This is a genomic window from Kitasatospora setae KM-6054, assembly GCF_000269985.1.
Lineage (GTDB): Bacteria > Actinomycetota > Actinomycetes > Streptomycetales > Streptomycetaceae > Kitasatospora > Kitasatospora setae.
The window spans coordinates 4,221,529-4,240,279 of record NC_016109.1; the positions used below are offsets into that span (position 1 = coordinate 4,221,529).

Sequence of the window (18,751 nt, forward strand, 5' to 3'; positions counted from 1 at the left end):
CCGCTCCTCGGCGAGCAAGGCTGCCGCCGGGCCACCTGGTCGATGCCCCCAGCGCTTCACTCCCCCTGGGCGCGCAGCGATGAGACCGAAAGGCTCCCGCCATGCGACATGAACGCGACATATAATGACACCGAGGAACATTTCCCCGACCAAGAGCGCCGACGGCCCGAAGACCCCCGCACGGCCAGTCGGCTTGCCGCATCGGTGCTCTGGGCATCTGCCGCCCAACCGACCCAGGGCTCGGTGGAGTCCTCCAAGAAGGTCTGCCATGCCGCGCAAGCAGAAGGCACGTCGCCGGTTTCGGCAACGCCCGCCCATACAGGTCAGGCCGCTGGAGCGCGACCTACACCGACCGCAACGGCCGGACACAGCGGTCTCCGGAAACTTTCGACACCGAGCTCGACGCCCTGACCTGGCTCGCACTCGTTCAGGCTGACCTCGCCCATGGCCGCCGCACTCCCATCACCTCCCCACTCAAGGGCGTCCTGTTCAAGGACTACGCCAAGGACTGGATCGACAACCGCCCCCTCGCGGCCACTACCCGCGGGCTCTACCAGCGCCTGCTGAAGGCATGCATCCTGCCCACCTTCGGCAGCACCCCCGTCACCCGCATCACCTTCGCGAAAGTCCGGCACTGGAACTCCGAACAACTGGACAGACACGGCGAATCAGTCGCCGCCCATGCCTACCGGCTCCTCAAGGCGATCATGGAGACCGCCGTCGCCGACGACGAGACACTCCCCCGCAACCCATGCCGCATCCGCAGCGCCGGCAGCGAGCACCCGGCCGAACGCCACACCGCCACCGTCGCCCAGGTCTTCACGCTCGCCAACGTCGTCGGCGAACGGTGGCGCCTGCTCGTCCTCCTCGGCGCATTCGCCACCCTCCGGCCCGAGGAACTCGCCTCCCTCAGGCGCGAGGACATCGATGTCCCCCGACGCCTGATCCGCATCACTTCCGCCTCACCCGAACTCCCCAACGGCAGACGCACCACCGGCCGCCCCAAGTCCGAGGCAGGCACCCGCACCGTCCACCTGCCCGCCTTCCTCGACGAAGTGTCCCGCGTCAAGCAGTTGGCAGGTTTTCGGGTTCGGGAAAATTGGGGACGAGCGGGTCCGCGGCGCCGGTGTGGACGTCGTGGGGCCGGTTCCAGGCCAGGGCCTCGTGCGGTCGGACGGTGTTGTAGTCGCGCCGGTAGTCCTCGGCGTGCCGGACCAGATCGAGGGCGTCGGGGATCTCCTCGAGGAACAGCTTCTCGTACTTGAGCGAGCCGAAGCCGCGCTCACGTGAGCCGTTCTGCCCGGGCGTACGGACCCGGGTGCGGACGTGCCGCAACTCCGGTCGGGTGGCGATGAACGCCTCGATGCGGAAGGAGCGGAACGGTCCGCCGTTGTCGGTCACGATGGTGACCAGCGGCTTCACGGTCCCGCCCGCGTCGCGCGGGGCGAACTCGGCCAGTGGCTTCCCGGCCAGCAACTCCGTTCCCTCAAGACGAGTTCAATCGCAGCGACGGCGTCGTGCTGGTTCGCGGTGGGCGACACGTGCCAGCCGAGCTCGCACTTCGACCAGTAGTCGCGGCAGCCCGCGAGCCGCCAGGTGCCGCCGCCGGTCGTCTCGAACTCGGAGAAGTCGAGCTGCCGGACCTGGTTCGGGCCGGTCGGCCCGGTGGCGAAGGCGGCCTTGCGGCGGGCGGCGAGCCGGCGCCGCTCCCGCTGGTAGTTCGCTTCCAGGAGCAGGGCCCTCGTCCCGCAGCAGCCGCAGCACGGTCACCTGGGAGACGCGGTGGCCGTCGTGGCGGCACATCGCCCAGACCTTGCGGTGGCCCCGGGCCGGGTGCGCGAGCGCGTGCCAATGCGCGGCTGCCCGCGCACCCTCGCGGGCCGGGCGCGGCCACGGTCCTCTGGTAGGCGCGCCCTGGCGGGCGCGGGCCTGGTGGCGGCGCCAGGTCCGCTCGGGCACGCCGATCAGCCGACAGAACCTCGCGGTCGGCATGCCCGCCTCGGCGCGGATCACCTCGAGGTCCTCGAAGGGCCCAGCCGGCCCTCCGCGGACTTCTTCCACACCCGCAGCTCGACTGCCGCCTCACCCAGCGCCTGGGTCAAGTCGGCGACCTGGGCTTCGAGTTGCCGTTACCGGGTGCCGGGGCCGGACTTGCCCGCGAGGCCGGCCCGGCCGGACTCCAGGAACCGGCGCTTCCACGTCCCGATCGACTGCCCCGACACCTTCGCCCGCCGCGCGGCCTCGGCGACGGTCATCTCACCGGCCAGGATCGACAGCACGATCCGGACCTTCTCCTCCGGCGGCAGTGCCGGTGGCCTCACCATGATCGATCAGACTCCTTCACGCAGCAGGACCCGCAACAAACGAGCCCTGCCACAAAGTCTGACGCGCGACAGACTCACCACACTGCCAACCAAGACGCGGGCCTCTGAACGCCGCATCGCACTCCCCACCCGCTGCGTCCAGTCACTGAAGCACCACCACGACCAGCAGCAGCGCGAGCGCGAGACCAAGGGCGCCACGTGGCAGCACAACGGGCACGTGTTCACCACTGCGCAAGGCGGCCCAATCGACCCGACCAACCTCACCCGCGCCTTCACCACGCTCCTCCGCAAGGCCGACCTCCGCCGCATCCGCTTCCACGGCCTCCGCCACTCGACCGCCACCCTGCTCCTGGAACAGGGCGTCGAGCTCGTCGTGATCAAGGAACTCCTCGGCCACGCCCACATCGGTGTCACCGCCACCGTCTACGCACACGTACGACTTCGCCTCCAACGCGACGCCATCGACACCCTCAGCACCGCGCTCGGCAGCCCGGCGATCACCAAGGCCAACGATGACACCGCCGAACCGCCGCCCTGCACCATCGTCCGCTGACGTTGCCGTCATCTACTGCCGTCACCCCACGCAGAAGCCCCGCCAGGACGCACCCGGCGGGGCTTCGATTCGCTATCGCGAACACTTTCCCGCGAAGGAAAGCTTGGGGAAAGGATGGAGATATGGCCCGCTAGCGATCAATCCGGGCGCTCGGCAAGCTCGAATCCAGTCAGCTACTTCTCTCTCCCCACGAGAAGGGCAAACGACAACTCCAACGAGCACTTACTCAACAGCAAGACATTCCGACCAGCGATTCAGATCCTCCTCCACATCATTCGTCAGACGCTCCCTGTTCCGAAGAAACTCGCGCAGCACGAATCGGATCCGCATGAGCTGCTGAACGCGAACCGGCGAAATCGATTCTGCGCCCATCGATCGAAGCGAAGCCATTTCGGACCTCAAGCCCTCCAGGCTTTCGCCCTCGTCGATCAGATCTCGAACGAATTCCCTCCAAATCCCATCTACTCCATCAGGGATCTCTGCACTCTCGACCCACTCCGAGGCCATTGCGATTTTGGCAATTACCTCACGATGAAGAGTTTCCTCCCAGGGCAACCCGCCGCGCGTCCGCGCAGATCTTAGAGTGAGCAGCAGACTTTCTCCCCATCGCCCCATTTCCCGACTCCCAGGGTCCGCTGCTGCAAAACGTGTCGAACACGACGCGATCAGGGCAGTCCACCATGAGAACGGAGGAGTGAAGGACTCCACAAGAGAAAGGATCTCTGCTACCTCATCCGGGTGAGACACAGAGGGCACGTTTCTCGCATTCGGAAGTTCCGGAGGATTCAAAGAGACTCACCCCCTTGGGCGCGGGACAGTCATGAAGTTCACACCCGCCCGCCCAAAAGCCGCTTCCCCTATCCCCATCAGTTCGTCACCCGGCCGGAAATGACCGCTCCAGTTGTTGATGGCCGCCATCCCAAATAGATCATCGATGTTCCCCGATCCTGCGGAGAGTACGCGACCACCTCGACCAGCCAGCACGGTATGCGCCATTTCCATTCGAGGCCATCCACCGCTGCTTCCACCGGCATACGCAGGCATCACCCGCAGTTCATGACCGCCGCCTTCACCAGCCACGACAGCCCATTTGAAGTCCGTCTCACCGCCAAGCGCCGAACGGAGACCGTCATATCCCGCGCCTTCGCCCAAAACTGCTGGCACTACACCACGACGCTCGGCTGCCTGAATTTCTAGTGCCTGGTCTGCATCCGAAGCCCGGTTGGACAACCCACAGTTGTGAACGAGTACCGGAGTGGCACCCGCCAGCACATAGTACTGAACTTGAACTCGTGATGTCGGTCAGCCATCCATGATCAAGCCGGTCCCGACGAGGCAGCCGTCGACGAGGTGGGGACGGTACTGGATCATCTTGAGCTTGCGTTTGACGGCCCGGGTCAGCTGGCCGAGGTCGGCGGCCGCGAGGTTTCCGATGTCGCGTTTGACCAGTGACCAGATACCCTCCTGCGGGTTGAGGTCGGGCGCGTAGGTGGGCAGCTGAAAGACGGTCAGCCAGTGCGCGTTGGCCTCGAAGAACGCCCTGAGCGGTGGCACGAGGTGGATGCGGGCGTTGTCCCACACGAGGACGAGCGGGCCGCCGAGCTGGACGCGGGCGCGGACGACCAGGTCGCGGAAGTCGCGCCAGCCGAAGCCCTTCGGCTCGCCCTTGCGTCCCCGGTACTCGCGGATCGCGTAGATCAGCCGGGACCGTTCGCCCGGCTTGTAGCAGGCCATGCCCGCCATCGAGACGCGGCCGGATCCCCGTCCGCGCACGCGGACCACCGGCGTGCGCCCGATGCGGCCCCAGGTTCTGGCGCGCGGCGGAGTCATCGACTGCCCGGCCTCGTCCTCGAAGACGACCCAGGCGCCGAGGGCCGCCGCGGTGCTCTTACCAACGGCCAGGTCTCCTTCTTCCACAACTCCACCGCCGCGTCGTCGCGCTCGATCGCCCGGCGGGCCGGCTGCTGCCACGACCAGCCGTGCCGCTTCAACAGCCGCCAGGTGCCCTCCACCGTGTACGACACGCGGAACAGCCGGCCGACCAGCGTCTTCACCCGCGCCAGCGTCCACCGCTGATCGGCCCAGCCGTGGACCAGCGGGCCGCGCTCCAACTCCCGCTCCAGCCTGGCGATCTGCTTGTCACTGAGCCTCGGGCGCCCGGGCGATCCCTTGGACAGGACCCCGGCCTCCCCACGCTCGCGCCAGGCCCGGCGCCACCGCTCCACCGACCGCTCACTCACCCGCAGCCCGGCAGCGATCTCCCCGTTCTTCTGCCCGCCCTCGAAGCGTTCCACAGCCTGCAGCCGCAACCGCTCCCGCGCGGCCCTCCCGGCGTCGGTCAACCCACCGCCCTGCGCATACCTCATGTCCCAGGGCTACCGGAACCAGTTCGGCCCTGTCGGGCGAACAGCTCCGACATCACCCAATCAAGTTCAGTACTGCCGTCAAACGTCGCGGGGCCCTCATCGGCATCACTGTCGATGAGGGCCCCGTCACACTGCTACCAGATTTTGGCAACCCAGTCTGAGATTACGGATAAATGGTCGGAATTTTCCACCCGGCACACTCCGCTACAACTCGCGCGATCTGCCTGCGCTTCGGATAATTCGAGCGAATCCTAGAGAGGCGTTCCGCATATACTGCCGCGACATCGACTCCCTCGCCGGACAGTAGGCGGATATCCCCATCGCGCCAGATGTCCTCAACTCCCCGCAGGGTCGTCTTAATTCCCTGAAACTCTTCCCTCGAATATCCGCCGCTAGCCTGCAACAGGTCATCGCAGGAATCCCAAAAATTTCCCACGCTCGACCTGATCCTCCACTCGCGATCGCTTGCAGGGATCTCGTACGACGCCACCAGAATCGCAACACCAGCAGCTGTCGATTGAAAATAGGTCGGGGTAGACGAGTCCTCTAGGGCGCCGATCTCGCTTCGCCAGCTCCTCAGCGAAGCGATCTTCTCTGCGCTTCCAGGAACCCCTGGGGCGCTGCAGCCAGCAACTACGTCATCGATCTCTGCCAGGCGCGGGGCCCCGGCAGCTTCAAGGATGGGCCGCATCCTGGCGAGGGACAGCCCTCCTGTCAGACTCCACAAGTCCATCAGCCACCGCCCCCTAGAACCACTCGCCATGGCGTATTTCCAGTTCTCGACACCCCAGCGCCCTTGCCTATCGGGCTCGGCGTAAGGCCCACGCCTGGGCCTGTTGCTTGCGCGAAGCACGTAGGGCACATCCTAGTCGACGAAGCCATCCCTACGATCTCCCAGTCACTCCCCAGGCGATTCATGATCGTTGCTTCGGCATGCCCTTGCCCCGAGATATAACGCTCACCACGAAGCGGTGCATTGCCGCCCTTCCATTCGTCAGGGAGTCCGGTACGTTCAGTGGCCACCCAGGTTTCAACCTTGTCCGGATTACTCGTGCTCCGGACCCGGGCAACTGCGACAGTCGATGCCTCATCAGCTCGCGTACCGTAAAGCTCGCGCGCCCTATCGAGGAGCTCGCCACCGCAATTGTGGACCAGGACCGGCGTGGCACCTGCCAGCACATAGTACGTGTGGAGGTTCGCGACGGTGAGGTTGTGGGCGCTGCTGGGTTGGGTGCTGTAGGTCCGGAGAGCGGTGACGGTGATGAGGGTTCCGTCGGCGGTTCGGAGCTGGTGGCCGGCCTTCACGTCGAGGGCGTCGACCCACTGGTGGGAGGTTTCGTCCCAGTAGGGGTGGTGTGCCGTGGAGGTGACAGTCAGTGAATCACCGGACTCGGTGCCTTGCAGTGTGAGTTGGGTGAATTCGGTGTCGTTGTGGCCGGTGATGGTGGCGGTGACGGGTTCAGCACGGGTCTCGCCGGTCTGGGGGTCGGTGGCCAGGACCGTGTCGCCGGGTTCGAGCTGGTCGATCGGCTTGGTGGTTCCGTCTGCGAGCTGGACGAGGGTTCCGGCTGGGAAGCTGTTCCCGGCCGGGCATGAAGCGCTGGATTCGCTTGTTCCCGCGCTGTCCGCCTTGGCGGCGTCGGCTTCCTTCGCGGTCTTCGCTGCGTCTGCTTCGGCTGCCTTGGCTGCTTGTTGTTCGGCTTCGGCGACCTCCTTCTCGGTCTTGCGGGCGACGCTGAAGGCTTGTTGTGCTTCCTTGGCGACGCGTTCGGCGCTGCGGATGGCGGTGTAGGCCTTCTCGCCTTCGCGCCAGAGCTTGAACGCCTTGATGCCGATCTTGACGGCCTTGAAGACCTTGGCCCAGGGGACGAAGTTGAGTGCGGTGTTGATGCAGCCCATGACGTCGCCCTTGGTGAAGCAGTCGCGGGCGTCGTTGAAGCCGATCAGGTCGCCGACGACGTCGACGATCTTGCTGATCAGTTCCTCGCGGGCCTGCTTGGCCTTGGCGAGTGCCTCGTCAGCGGCCTGCTTCTGGCGCAGGGCTTCCTGGGAGGCGTCGTGTGCGGCCTTGCCGGTGGCGCTGGTGGAGGTGCTGGTGTCGGTTCCGCTTCCGTCGTCCCCGCTGTTGTGGTTGACGGGGATGAAAGGTGCGCCGTGGCAATAGCCGTCGTCCAGGACGCGGCAGGTGCCGTTGGGGTCGGAGCCGTCGACGGGGTTGTTGTTGGCGTAGGCGTAGCCGTTCCACGACTGCGGGTCGGAGTTGTCGAAGAGCGGGTCGACGGAGAGGAAGCGTGCGGTGGCCGGGTCGTACTGGCGGGCGCCGAGGTTGGTGAATCCGGTGCCTTCGATGGTGCCGCCGACGAAGCCCTTGTCGCCGGCCCAGGCGCCGTTGCCGGGCTGGGTGCCGCGGGCGTTGCCGAAGGGGTCGGTGGGGCGTCGGGTGACGCCCAGGTTGGCGGCGTCCATCTGGACGCCGGCGGTCCCGTGCGGATCGGACGCCTGGTAGTAGAGCGTCGTGGCGCCGGCGGCGTCGGCGGTGCGGGTGATGGTCAGGCCGCCGGGGGCCGCGTAGTAGCGGGTGGCGGTGGTCTTGCCGGTGGCGGTGTCGAGGGTGAGCTCGTCGGTGCCCAGGTTGATGGTGGTCTTGCCGCCCACCCGGCGGACCAGCTGGTTACCGTCCGCGTCGTAGACGTAGCTGGTGTCGTTGGCGGGTGCCGCGGTGTCGTGGACCTTGGCGAGCTTGCCCTGGTTGTTCCAGGTCAGCGTCTTGGTGCCGCTGGTGCTGGTGAGGGACGTGGTGTTGCCGGTCGCGTCGTAGGTGGACGTGGTGACCTTGCTGGTGCCGTTCGAGCTGGTCTTGGAGGTGAGCAGCGCGTGGGGTCCGCCGGTGCCGCCGCCCGTGGTGGGGTCGGTGGTGGCGGTGTTCGGGCCCGGGGCGAAGGTCTGGTCGGTCTGCTTGTCGTTGACGACCGCGCCGGTGGTGTCGTGCTGGACGAGCTTGGTGCGGTTGCCGGTCAGGTCGTAGGAGTAGGTCTGCCAGTAGGGGGCGGGGCCGCCGATCCGGGCCGAGGCGGTGAGCGCGGTGGGTTCGGTGGCGTTGGTGCAGTTGCCGATGCCCTGCACGGAGGGTGCGGGGGCGGTGGTGGTGGTGCCCTTGTCGGTCCAGGCCGAGCTGAGGCGGCCGAGGTAGTCGTAGGTGAAGCACTGCAGGTCGGTGGAGGTACCGTCCTGGATCGTCTTCGCCGAGGTCATCGAACCCACCTTGTTGTAGGTGTAGTTCGTGAAGTCGACGTGGGTGGTGGTGGCGGTCTGCTTGTCCAGGGTGGACTGCACGACGTTGCCCGTGCCCGGGTCGTACTGCTGGGTGGAGACGACCTGCTTGCCGGCCTTGCCCACCGTGGTGCGGGTGGGGCGGCCGAAGGCGTCGTACTGCATGTCCTGGACGTAGTAGTCCAGGCCGCTGGAGGTCTGGAAGTTGCCGTCGACGTCGTAGGAGTTGCCGACGGTCTCGGCCGCCAGACCGCCCACCGCGGGCAGCTTGGTGTTCTTGACCAGCCCGAGGACCGGTGTGTAGGTGGTCGACCAGGTGTAGGTCTTGGCCAGGGCCTCTTCGCCGGTGACGGACGGGATCGTCATCGACATTCCGGTCGGCCGGTAGCCGATGTCGTAGCCGGTGACCGCACCCACGTAGGCGACCTTGCCGGTGCCGTTGGGAACATCGGCATAGGTGGTCGTGGCGGCGGGCTTGCCAAGGGCCAGCGAGTCGTACGTCCACTCGATGAGCTTCTTGCTCGCGTCGGTGGTGCTGGTCCCGTCGTACGAGGCAACCTGGCGACCAAGCAGGTCATAGGTGATGCTGGTCGACTTGCCGCGCGCGTCGGTGGTGGTGACGGCGTGCCCGGCCTTGTCGTAGACCGTGGCCGACGTGCCGGTGTCCGGGTCGGTCGAGCCGGTCCGCTGGCCGAGCAGGTCATAGGTATACGTCCAGCGGTGGGCCGGGGTGCTGCTGTCCTGGACCCAGGTCGGCTTGCCCGCGACGTCGTACCCGTAGGTGGTCGCGTCGTAGGGCCCGGTCGGGGTGCCGGCCTTGTACTGCCGTACCTCGACGGCCGCGCCGGTGGCGTCGGTGAGCGTGGTGGTGGCGTAGCCGCCGGGCGGCGGGGTCGCGTCGGTGCGCTCGGTGCCCGGGTAGGAGGCCGTGCTGCGCCACTGCTCCTGGCCGTAGGAGATGAACTTGCTGGCGGTGATGCGGCCGAGGCCGTCGTACTCGTTCCAGGTCTGGGTCGGGACCTCGGAGTCCTCCGGGAGGTAGACGGTGGCGATCGGGCCGGAGTCGGCGTTGTAGTAGGACGGGGTGGACTTGATCTGCCAGCCGTGCGAGTCGTAGAACGACTCGGAGATCAGCCGGCCGACCTGGCCCTGCACCGGGATCGACTGGGACTGCCGGACGCGGCCGAGGCCGTCGTAGATCTGCAGGCTCTTGGCGTAGGTGCGGTCCTCGCGGATGCTCTCGCTGGTGACGACCGACGGAGAGGTCGAGCCGTTCAGCGCGTAGGTGAACTTGCGGTTCGGGGTGTCGTTGCCGTCGAGGTCGTTGGGGTCGCGGCCGGGCAGCCAGACCGCGGTGAGGCGGCCGAGCGCGTCGTAGGTCTCCAGCGTGGTGCGGCCGTTCTCGTCGGTCGCCTTGGTGGGCAGGCCGCGAGCGGGGTCGACGAGCGTGGTGGACTTCCAGCCGAGCGGGTTGGTGACCTCCACCTTCGAGGGCAGTTCACCGGTGGCGGGGGTGTACGCCGTGCTGGTGGTCGCGCCGTTGGGGTGGGCAGTGTCGGTGCGGTTGGGGTCGGTGGTGGAGGTCTGGCGGCCGTAGGCGTCGAACTGCGCCTTCGCGGTCACCTTGTAGTTCGGGGTGTTGCCCGTCCCGTAGGACTCCAGGACGCGGGTCTCGGTCTGGTCGCCCTTGTCACCGATGACGCCGAGGGCCTGGCCGTCGTAGTAGGTCAGCGCGTCGGAGATGGTGTTGGTGGCGCTGGGCGTCTGCGCGCAGGCCCCGGCCAGGGTCAGCATCCGGGAGGGGAACTCGACCAGCGCCGGGTTGCTGCCCGAGGCGTACGTCACGGCGGTGCACTGGCGCTGCGGCAGCCCGCTGAGCGTGGTGTCGCCGAGGACGTCCATGGTGACGAGGCGTCCGGCGTGGTCCTCGTCGTAGGTGGCGCTGCGCTCGGTGGTGCGCCATTGGCCGTTGGACAGCAGTGAGCGGTTCTTGACGTTGGCGGTGTTGATGTAGCGGGCGGTGACCTTGGGCAGGTTGCCGCTCTGGGTGTGGGTCGCGGTGATCTTGGAGAGCCACGGGGTGGTGAGCTCGCCGCCGATGACCTTGGCGCCCGCGGCGTCCGACTCGTAGTTCTGGGTCTCGCGGACGAAGCCGGCCAGTTCCTCGGCGTCGGTGATGGTGGAGCCCCAGCTGTCGGTGACCTGGCCGCCCATGCCGCGCAGGAAGGTGCTGACCGACTTGGTGCGGGGGCCGTCCGAGCCGGAGCCCGTCGTGGTGGTGACGGACTGGTAGCCGCGGAAGTTGTCGTAGGTGCGGGTGTCGTCGTCCGCGAACTCGGAGTCGTTGCGGTGCCAGGCGGCGCCGCCGCCGTAGGCGTACTGCGTCTCCTTCGCCACGATCGAGCTGGTGACCAGCGAGGACTCCACGATCGAGGAGACCAGGTACTTGTGGAACCAGTCGTCGATCGGCTTGGTGCCGGCCTGCGAACCCGGCGGGACCCACTTCACCGGCATGCACGCCATGGTGTTCCCGGCCTCGGAAGCCGGCATGGTGTTGTTGACCCGGGAGCACTCGGCGGGCTTGTAGTTGACGGTGATCCGGCCACCGGTCTCGGTGGTGATCTCCTTCATCCGGGGCCGGTTGAACTGCGGGGCCGCCGGGACGAGGCCGTCGACCCGGTTGGCCATCTGCATCGCCGTGAACGACACGGCCGGCAGCGCGATGTCCGCCTGGCCGTTCTTGCCGGTGCGCTGGATCGAGCTCAGCCACAGCGTCGGCGCGTTGCCGTCACCCGGGTCGGAGAAGACCTGGTTGAGCGCCCAGGAGTCCACCACCCGGGCCGCGCCGCCCACGTACACGGTGGTCTGGATGCCGGTCAGCCGCTTCGAAGTCCAGAACGACGGACCGTAGTTGGTGCACGTACCCGAGGCCGTGCAGGCCTGGTCGAGGGGGGTGTCCGGCCAGGACGACTGGTTGGCCACCACCCGCTGGGCGTCACTGCAGGTGATCGAACCCGAGGCGAAGCAGCGCTCCGCCGTCGTGAAGTCGATCTTCGCCGCGGGGTTGCCCGCGCCCTTGGAGGCGATCTGGTCGGACAGCCGCAGGCCGTACTGGATCGAGGAGACGTTGGAGTACCGGTCGTACGCGGTGCGGGTGCCGGTGCCGTTGTTCTGGCCGCCGCCGCGCGCGTAGGAGTTGGACTCCTTCGCGTACTGGTACTTGATCAGGTTGCCGTGCAGGTCGACGATGTAGTCGAGGTTCCACTGCCAGCCCATCTGGCACCACGAGGCCAGGCCGGTCGAGGAGCTGTAGCACGGGTCGCCCGCGTGCGGGTGGTACACCGGCACGGTGTTGACCGAGTTGCTGGCCGGATCGGTGTTGTCACCGCCGGGCAGGTGGTTGGCACCGAAGTAGTACTGGGTGCCGTCGGTCGTGGTGACCTTGAAGCCCTCGCCGTTCCACGCCCCGTTGGCCAGGCCCGTCAGCGGGGTGACCAGGGTCCCGTCGTCGCCCTGCAGCCGCAGCACACCGGTGGTGTCGTCCTTGACCACCGTGCCGGAGTGGCCCGCCAGGTTGAGCTGCAGCGCCTGCCCCGCCCAGCACTCGTCACCCGACATGTCGATGCCGGACTTCAGACACGCCTTGTACGAGCGCGAGATCGAACCGGCCGAGTAGTCCCAGCCGTCACCGACCCAGCCCGACTGCGAGTTGGTCGACGCCGTGCGCCCGTCCACCGACGAGGAGTCGTAGCCCAGCACCACACTGGGAGCCGCCCCGCCGACCGCGGTCGGCATGTCGAAGGTGTACGAGTACGTGAAGTTGCCCGAACCGGAACCCGCGCTCCAGGCCGCCGACGGCGCGATCGCGGTCGCCGCGAACGAACCCGACGAACCCGACGGCGCCGCCTGCGCGGCCAACACCATCGCACCCGACGACGCGGCGGAGGCCTGCTGCACGAACCCGGCCTGCTGAACGAAGCCGGCCTGCGTCGCGGTGCCGGCAGGCACGGCGGGCGCCTCCGGCAGCTGCACATCAGCCGTCAGCAGACCCGACAGCGGATCCACCGTCGACGGCACCGGCGTGCTGGTACGGCACTGCTCGGCGTCCGGCGTGGTGAGCGCGCACTCGGGCAGCAGCACCAGCCGGGCCCGGTCCGACCACATCGCGTTGCCGGTCAACGCCTTGACGTCCAGCGAGACCTGGAGCTTGTGGCCGCCCTTCGCGGCGCCGCCGGCCCCCTCCAGCCGCACCACCGGACCGGTCGAACCGGCCGCCTTGGCCCGGCCCTCGTCCAGCAGGTCGACCTTGACCGAGGGCACACCCGCAGCCCTGTCCCTGTCGTTCGCGGCGCCCAGGTCGGTCAGGAACACCGGCAGGTCACCGGCCTTGACCTTCGCCTTGCCGCCGGCCGCCGGAGCGGCCCCGCCGCCCAGCCGGCGCGCCGCCTCCTGCTCCGCCGACACGTCCGTGACGTCGACGGTCGCACTGCCGGCCTTCGCCGGAGCCACCGCCGCACGCTTCCACTCCCGCGGCACACCGCCGACGGCGGCCGTCCCGGTGACGTTGTCGGAACGCCCGGACACCGACTTCACTTCCTGCAGCGGCGTGGTGGGCGGCACCCAGACCTTCGGCGGCTTCTCGGCGAACGCCGGCGGCGCACCGACCAGTGACCCGGTCACCGCCATGAGCGTCAGCAACCCCAGCGCCCTCGACCGGCCTCTCAACCGGTGGCGCGGGGCGCGTTCACGCTGCTCCCCCATATGAATCTCCCCAGATTATGTGGGACCACGCACAAAAGACGCCCCGTCAGGAAACAGGACGCCACGAATTGCATGCGCGATGGTCGACACCGAAACTAGAGATAGACGCACCGTCAGCACCAGCCAACTCCGGGTGATTTAACCATCTCGTTACCTTCCATTGGAACGCCTGGAAAATCTTGCCGAAGATCGAAATTGACCCGCTTAAAGGTGTGCCTGAAACCGCCGCGGCGAAATTGCGTCGATAAATTCCGAGCGCTTTTCCGGGGCGGCGGGCCGATGCGGGGGCCCTGCCGGGCTGGTCAGGCTGGTCAGGTCAGGCGGCTGCCCCCATGCCCCAGCGCTGGGCGTAGCCCTGGTTGCAGTCCCAGATCTGCAGCCGCGTCCCGTTGTCGCTGGTGCCGCCGGGGAGGTCCAGGCAGCGGCCGGACAGGGGGTTGAACAGGGAGCCGTCGGCCCGGGGTATCCACTTCTGGGCGGCGGTGTTGTTGCAGTCCCAGAGTTGGATCGGGGTGCCGTTGGCGGTGGCCGCGTTGGTGACGTCCAGGCAGCGGGTGAGCACCTTGACGGCGCCGTTCGGCTGCGCGGTGGCCTGCTGGGCGGCGGTGTTGTTGCAGTCCCAGAGCTGGATCGCGGTGCCGTTGGCGTCCACGGCGTCGCGGGGGTCCAGGCACTTGTTGGTGCCGACGGAGGCGGGCAGGTCGAGCATCATCCGGCTGGTGGAGCCCCCCGGATCGGTCGGGGTGTCGTACAGCACGACGTCGCTAGCGTTGCCGTTGAACACGCTGGCGAGCGCGCCGGCGTCCTGGTAGCCGCCGATCACCAGCGGGGCGCTGTAGCCGAACTTGCCGACGTGGTAGCTGCTGCCGGCGAGCACACCGTTGACGTACAGCGACATGCCGCCGGTGGTGGCGTTGTAGCTGGCGGTCAGGCGGTCCCAGCGGTTCGCCTGGTAGCGGGCGGCGCTGGTGCTGGTGTCCGACGTCTGGTGGTAGTTCCAGTTGGCGTTGTCGGTGGTGGCCAGGCCGAAGTGCCAGGTGCCGTCCTTGTCCGGCCAGAGGATGAACCCGCTGGAGGTGGCGCCCTTGGTGGACAGCACCGGGCCGCCCACGCCAGCGGGCTTGGCCCAGACGCTGACGGTGAAGGACTTCGAGGTGTCGACCTTGACCTGCTGGGTCTGGCCGGCGCCGTACGTGATCATGTTGGCCGCGCCAGTCCCGCCGCCGAAGTGCGCGACGGTGGTGCTCTGGCCGTTGACCGTGTCGGCCGGGAAGGTGACCCCGCTGCCGGCCGTCATCGGGCTCTTGCCGTAGACGTCGGTGACGACGGGGTTGTCGAGCTTGATCCGGCCGACGGCCTTGCGGGTGTCGCCCTGGTCGCCCGGGGTGGCGGCGAAGCCGGTCACCACGGTGGTGCCGGTGGCGGCCGTGCCGGGCCATACCTTGAGGTGGTTGGCGGCATCGAGGGCCCACAGGTCGGGCAGGCCGTCCTTGGTGGCGTCGCCACTGGAGCCGATCTTCGGATAGGCGGCGACGGTGAACTTCTGGGTGCCGACGACACGGGCCTTGCTGGTCGGGTCGACCAGGTTGCCGAAGTCCAGGTGGCCGTTGGCGTCGAGCGTGATGTCGTAGGCCCGGATGGTGCCGTCGGTCTTGTCCCGGGTCCACACGGTGGGCTGCGCGGTGCCGGACGCCTTGCCGGGGTTGATCAGCTCGTAGTTGTCCCAATTGGCGGCCGAGACCTTGAGCACGGGCGCGTCGAGTTGGTTGGTGGGGTCGGTGCGGTAGAACCACAAGCTGCCGCCCTCGACCGTGAGGAGCGAGGTCTGCTCGACTGCGATCAGGCTGTCGCCGTCCTCGATGCGGGCGTTCGGCGGGCCGAGCGCCACCACCTGGGTCAGGTTGGTCCAGTAACGGCTCCAGCCGGCGGGGGCGGTGGTGAGCAGGGTGCCGTCGGCGCCGGTCCAGGTGGTCGGCTTGACCACGGCCACGGGTGCCTTGAAGGTGCCATCGCCGTTGTTCTGGTACAGGTAGAGGTTCCGCGCCAGTGACGTTCCGTCAACGGTGGCGTTGGTCCACACGATGGCGTCGTCGACGGCGTAGGGCGACGAGCGCAGGGCGCCGAGGTGGGTGGTGCGGACGGTCGTGGTGGCGTCGCTCTTCCAGGTGGTGCCGCCGGGCGCGAGGCCGAGCGGGGCGCCCTGGATCGCGGTCGCGTCGCTGTCCAGGCCGACGACCTTCAGGTTGCCCTGGTCGTCGGGGAGCAGGACGTCGCCGCGGCCGTCCTTGTTCAGGTCGCCGGGGACGCCGGTGGTGCCGGTGGCCGGGTCCCAGGGGGCGTAGAAGGTGTACGGCTGGGGCTGGCTGTAGTTGCCGGCCACGTCCATCGCCTGCACGTACAGGATGTTGGTGCCCCAGCGGGGCGGGGTGAACGGGAAGGTGCCGGAGGCGCCCTTGACCACGCCGTTCTTGTTGGGCGTACCGGTGGCGTCGCAGGACCAGCCGGTGACGGCGGTCGGGTCGGTGCTCCAGCGCACGCAGGCCACGCCGGAGGCGTTCAGGCCGGACGCGGGCGCCGGGTCGTCGGCGGTGAGGGTGAAGGTGCCGCTCTGGCCGGCCTTCTTCCCGGGGGCGGCGCCGATGGTGCCGCTGGCCGGGAAGTCGGCGGAGGAGATGCCCACCCGGGGCGGGGTCTTGTCGACCCGGAAGTAGCACCAGGGGGTGTTGCCCGAGGTCAGCGAGCCGTCGGTGACGTTGGCCGTCCAGCCGTACTGGTGACCGTCGGCCAGCCGGTCGACGGAGACGGTGGCGGTGCCGTAGCCGCCGGCTCCGCCGCTGGCGGGTACCGCGCTCCAGTTGCCGTCGTTGTCGTCCCAGGCGTGGAAGTTGACGGTGGTGCCGGCGCCGATCGGCGACCAGGCGCTGGCGTTCAGGTAGACGTACTGGTTGGCGCCGACCCAGCCCGGGTTGTACCAGGCGCTACCGCCCGGGGTCTGGCAGTCGTTGGCCTGGGTGCCGAAGACCGGGTCGTTGGTGAAGCCCGGCTTCGGAGTGGTCCGGGGCGACCAGATGGTCGGCGTGATGTCGTAGTAGGTGACGATGTGCGGGTTCGGACCGAGGTGGTGCCGCAGCAACTTGTCGTTCTCGTTGTCGGCGGAGAAGCCGATCGTCCAGGTCGGGTACTGGCCGTTGATGACGGTCTGCATCCACCACTTGACGTCGTAGGCGATCTGGCCGGTGCCGGTGATGTCGGCGTTGGCGACCCAGTCGCAGCCGTCCATCTTGCCACTGACGCCGCAGGGCTGGTTCTTCCAGGTGGTGGTGCCCTGGAACGCCGGCACGCTGTAGAGGTTGATCGTCGACTTGGTGCCGGGCGAGGAGGCGTCGACCACGTCGACGAACAGGGTGGCCCGGTTGACGGTCGCGGGACCGTGGCCGCCGCCCTCGAACAGGCCCTTGGGGGCGGACATCTGGTAGTACGCGCGGTAGCGGCCGTAGCCGGTGCAGTTGGAATAGCCGCAGTAGCCGACACCCAGCGCGCTGAGCGTGTTGACGTTGGCCGTTTCGGGGTGGTTCTCCTGGACCTGCGCGTTGACCTCGCGGCCGTTGTCGACGCTGATCTCGGGGTCGAGGTACCAGGGGCCGGCACCCTGGCCGAAGGTCGCCGGGTCCGGGGTCAGCACCAACTCGCTCTCGCCAGCGGCGACTGCGATGGCGGAGACCTTGGCGGCCGCCCCAGGACGCTCGGTGGTCGAGACGCCCGCCTGGTCCTGTGGCTCGGTGGCGCCGGGCGCGGCGAACTGCGACTTCGTCTGACCCCCGTCCGACTTCAGCAGCGGGGCCGGTGCGGGGGCGGTGCTGGAGTCCCACTGGAACGGGGTCGGCGCGTGGAAGCGCGTCTTGCCCTGCGCGTCCTTGAACGAGACGTTGCCCGCCTCGTCGGTGCCGGCCTTGACACCGACGGCCTGCAGCGCGAAGCGCAGGCTCTTCAGCCGCGGGTCGGCGGCGGCCCGCGCGGTCCTGACCACGATCACGTCGCGCCAGCCGCCGTCCGGACGGGCCGTCACCCGCAGGTCCACGTCGGGCAGCACGGAGGCGTAGGTCGCGGTCGCGCCGTCCAGCGTCGGCTTCGGCAGCGGGAACGGGGCGCTGATCGCCATCGAGGCGCCGTCGGCCGTGGTGATCCTCGCCAGCGGGCCGCTGCCGCCCCCGGAGAGCACCAGGTCGGAACCGGTCAGCGCCGGGGTGACGGTGCCGTCCGCGTTGGCCCGCAGGCTCGGGTCCAAGGTCTGCCAGCTGCCGTTGCGCTTGGTCCGGACGTCCTGGGCGTGGGCCTCCGAGTAGAGCGTCCGGCCGTCGGCGTCGGCGAAGACCTCGGTCGTCTCGTCGGTCATCGAGTCGATCCGGACCTGCTTGCCGGTCTCCTTCGCCCGCTGGAGCGCCGAGCGGATCGCCTTCGTCTGCTCGCTCTCGGCCTGCGGCTGCGCGCCGTCCGCGCTCGCGGTGGACGCCGGCGCGGGCGTCGGGTCGGCGGCCCAGGCCGCCGGGGAGGAGAGCGCGGTGAGCACAAGCACCGTGGCCGCGGCCACCGCAGCCCGGCCAAGCGCACCTCTCCCCCTGGAATTGACTCTTTGTCTACGATGCTCCAACTGGGCTATATCGGACATGGCGTGCATGGCCCCCTCACGACAGCCCACCCCCCACGGACAGGCATTCACCCTAAAACGATCACGTCCGTCATGGAAAATTCAAGCCGCCGGGTGATATGCCCACTATTTTCCCGCATATTTACTGAGGTCATCCGAAGAATTTATTCCACTTTGCGCGCAGAAGGTTCGCCATCCTGTCATATCCAGCAAATAGCACCAATTCGTCAAACAGTTACCAATTACAGAATATTTAGGCCTAAAAGACCTTTTGGTCGCACAGTCGAGAGTCGAAGCCCCACCGACCTGGACGGGTTGGCATTGGGAGACTCGCTCCGAAGGAAACCGCCCCAGGAGATGGGCCAGCAGAACGACGGATGCAAGCGATACGCGGCGGCGTCCAAGCAGAACGCGATCGAGCTCGCACCGCCCCTGGATCCGAGAGTCGCCGAGGCGAACCGGAGCCCGGGCGTCAGCACCGACGGGCCACGCAGCCAGACCCCAAGTCCACTCCGGGCCCCGAATGACCTCAGGGAGGACACAAGCTCGGAAGCCCATGTCCTCGGACGGGGTACGGAGGCGACGTGGCGCGGAATCCAGCGCCCCCCGCAGGCCCCTGAGCTACTCGTGCGCTACTCGTGCGCAACTACGGCCAAGTCCGTCAACCCCACCCGCCAACAGCCGGCTCAGCCACACTCGAAAGGGCTCACCCACCAGCAAGAACCCCGGTCCCCATCGGGCAGTTGACGTCAAGTCCCCGCACAAGAGCGGCATTTGGCATGACCACAGGTTTCACCCCGACAGCCCCCACGACCCCGACCTGGCAGCACCT

Annotated in this window: 6 protein-coding genes and 1 pseudogene; 2 read left to right on the forward strand and 5 right to left on the reverse strand. The window is 68.0% G+C overall.

The features are described from left to right. Positions 1-1,065 precede the first annotated feature (1,065 nt). Together KSE_RS43850 and KSE_RS44800 are read right to left on the reverse strand one after the other, a co-directional pair. Positions 1,066-1,476, reverse strand: a complete 411-nt coding sequence (locus KSE_RS43850) for an integrase core domain-containing protein (protein ID WP_014136901.1) — start codon at positions 1,474-1,476, stop codon at positions 1,066-1,068. A 653-nt stretch (positions 1,477-2,129) separates the two neighbouring features. Next, on the reverse strand, positions 2,130-2,324 hold the full coding sequence (locus KSE_RS44800; RefSeq protein ID WP_014136903.1) for a helix-turn-helix domain-containing protein: 195 nt from the start codon (positions 2,322-2,324) through the stop codon (positions 2,130-2,132). A gap of 70 nt (positions 2,325-2,394) precedes the next feature. On the opposite strand from KSE_RS44800, the pseudogene KSE_RS40160 reads away from it, so the two are divergent. After that, positions 2,395-2,877 (forward strand): annotated as a pseudogene (locus KSE_RS40160) (tyrosine-type recombinase/integrase); the annotation flags it as partial. 1,056 nt (positions 2,878-3,933) lie between these two features. Then, positions 3,934-4,074 carry a hypothetical protein gene (locus tag KSE_RS42880; protein WP_157850116.1) on the forward strand — a complete coding sequence of 47 codons (141 nt, stop codon included), beginning with the start codon at positions 3,934-3,936 and terminating at the stop codon, positions 4,072-4,074. Positions 4,075-4,179: 105 nt separating this feature from the next. Here KSE_RS42880 and KSE_RS46500 read toward each other — a convergent pair. The 3 genes from KSE_RS46500 to KSE_RS18765 all read right to left on the reverse strand — a co-directional run bounded on the left by KSE_RS46500 (position 4,180) and on the right by KSE_RS18765 (position 17,847). Continuing rightward, a protein-coding gene (locus KSE_RS46500; RefSeq protein ID WP_456236164.1) for an IS630 family transposase occupies positions 4,180-5,243 on the reverse strand; the annotation gives its coding sequence in 2 pieces (ribosomal slippage) (positions 4,180-4,796 and positions 4,796-5,243; 1,065 coding nt in all). Positions 5,244-5,975: 732 nt separating this feature from the next. After that, positions 5,976-13,199: a polymorphic toxin-type HINT domain-containing protein gene (locus KSE_RS18760; RefSeq protein ID WP_014136906.1), complete on the reverse strand. Its 7,224-nt coding sequence runs from the start codon at positions 13,197-13,199 to the stop codon at positions 5,976-5,978. A gap of 391 nt (positions 13,200-13,590) precedes the next feature. Beyond that, positions 13,591-17,847, reverse strand: coding sequence for a ricin-type beta-trefoil lectin domain protein (locus KSE_RS18765; protein ID WP_231873185.1), 4,257 nt, complete (start codon positions 17,845-17,847; stop codon positions 13,591-13,593). Positions 17,848-18,751 lie beyond the last annotated feature (904 nt).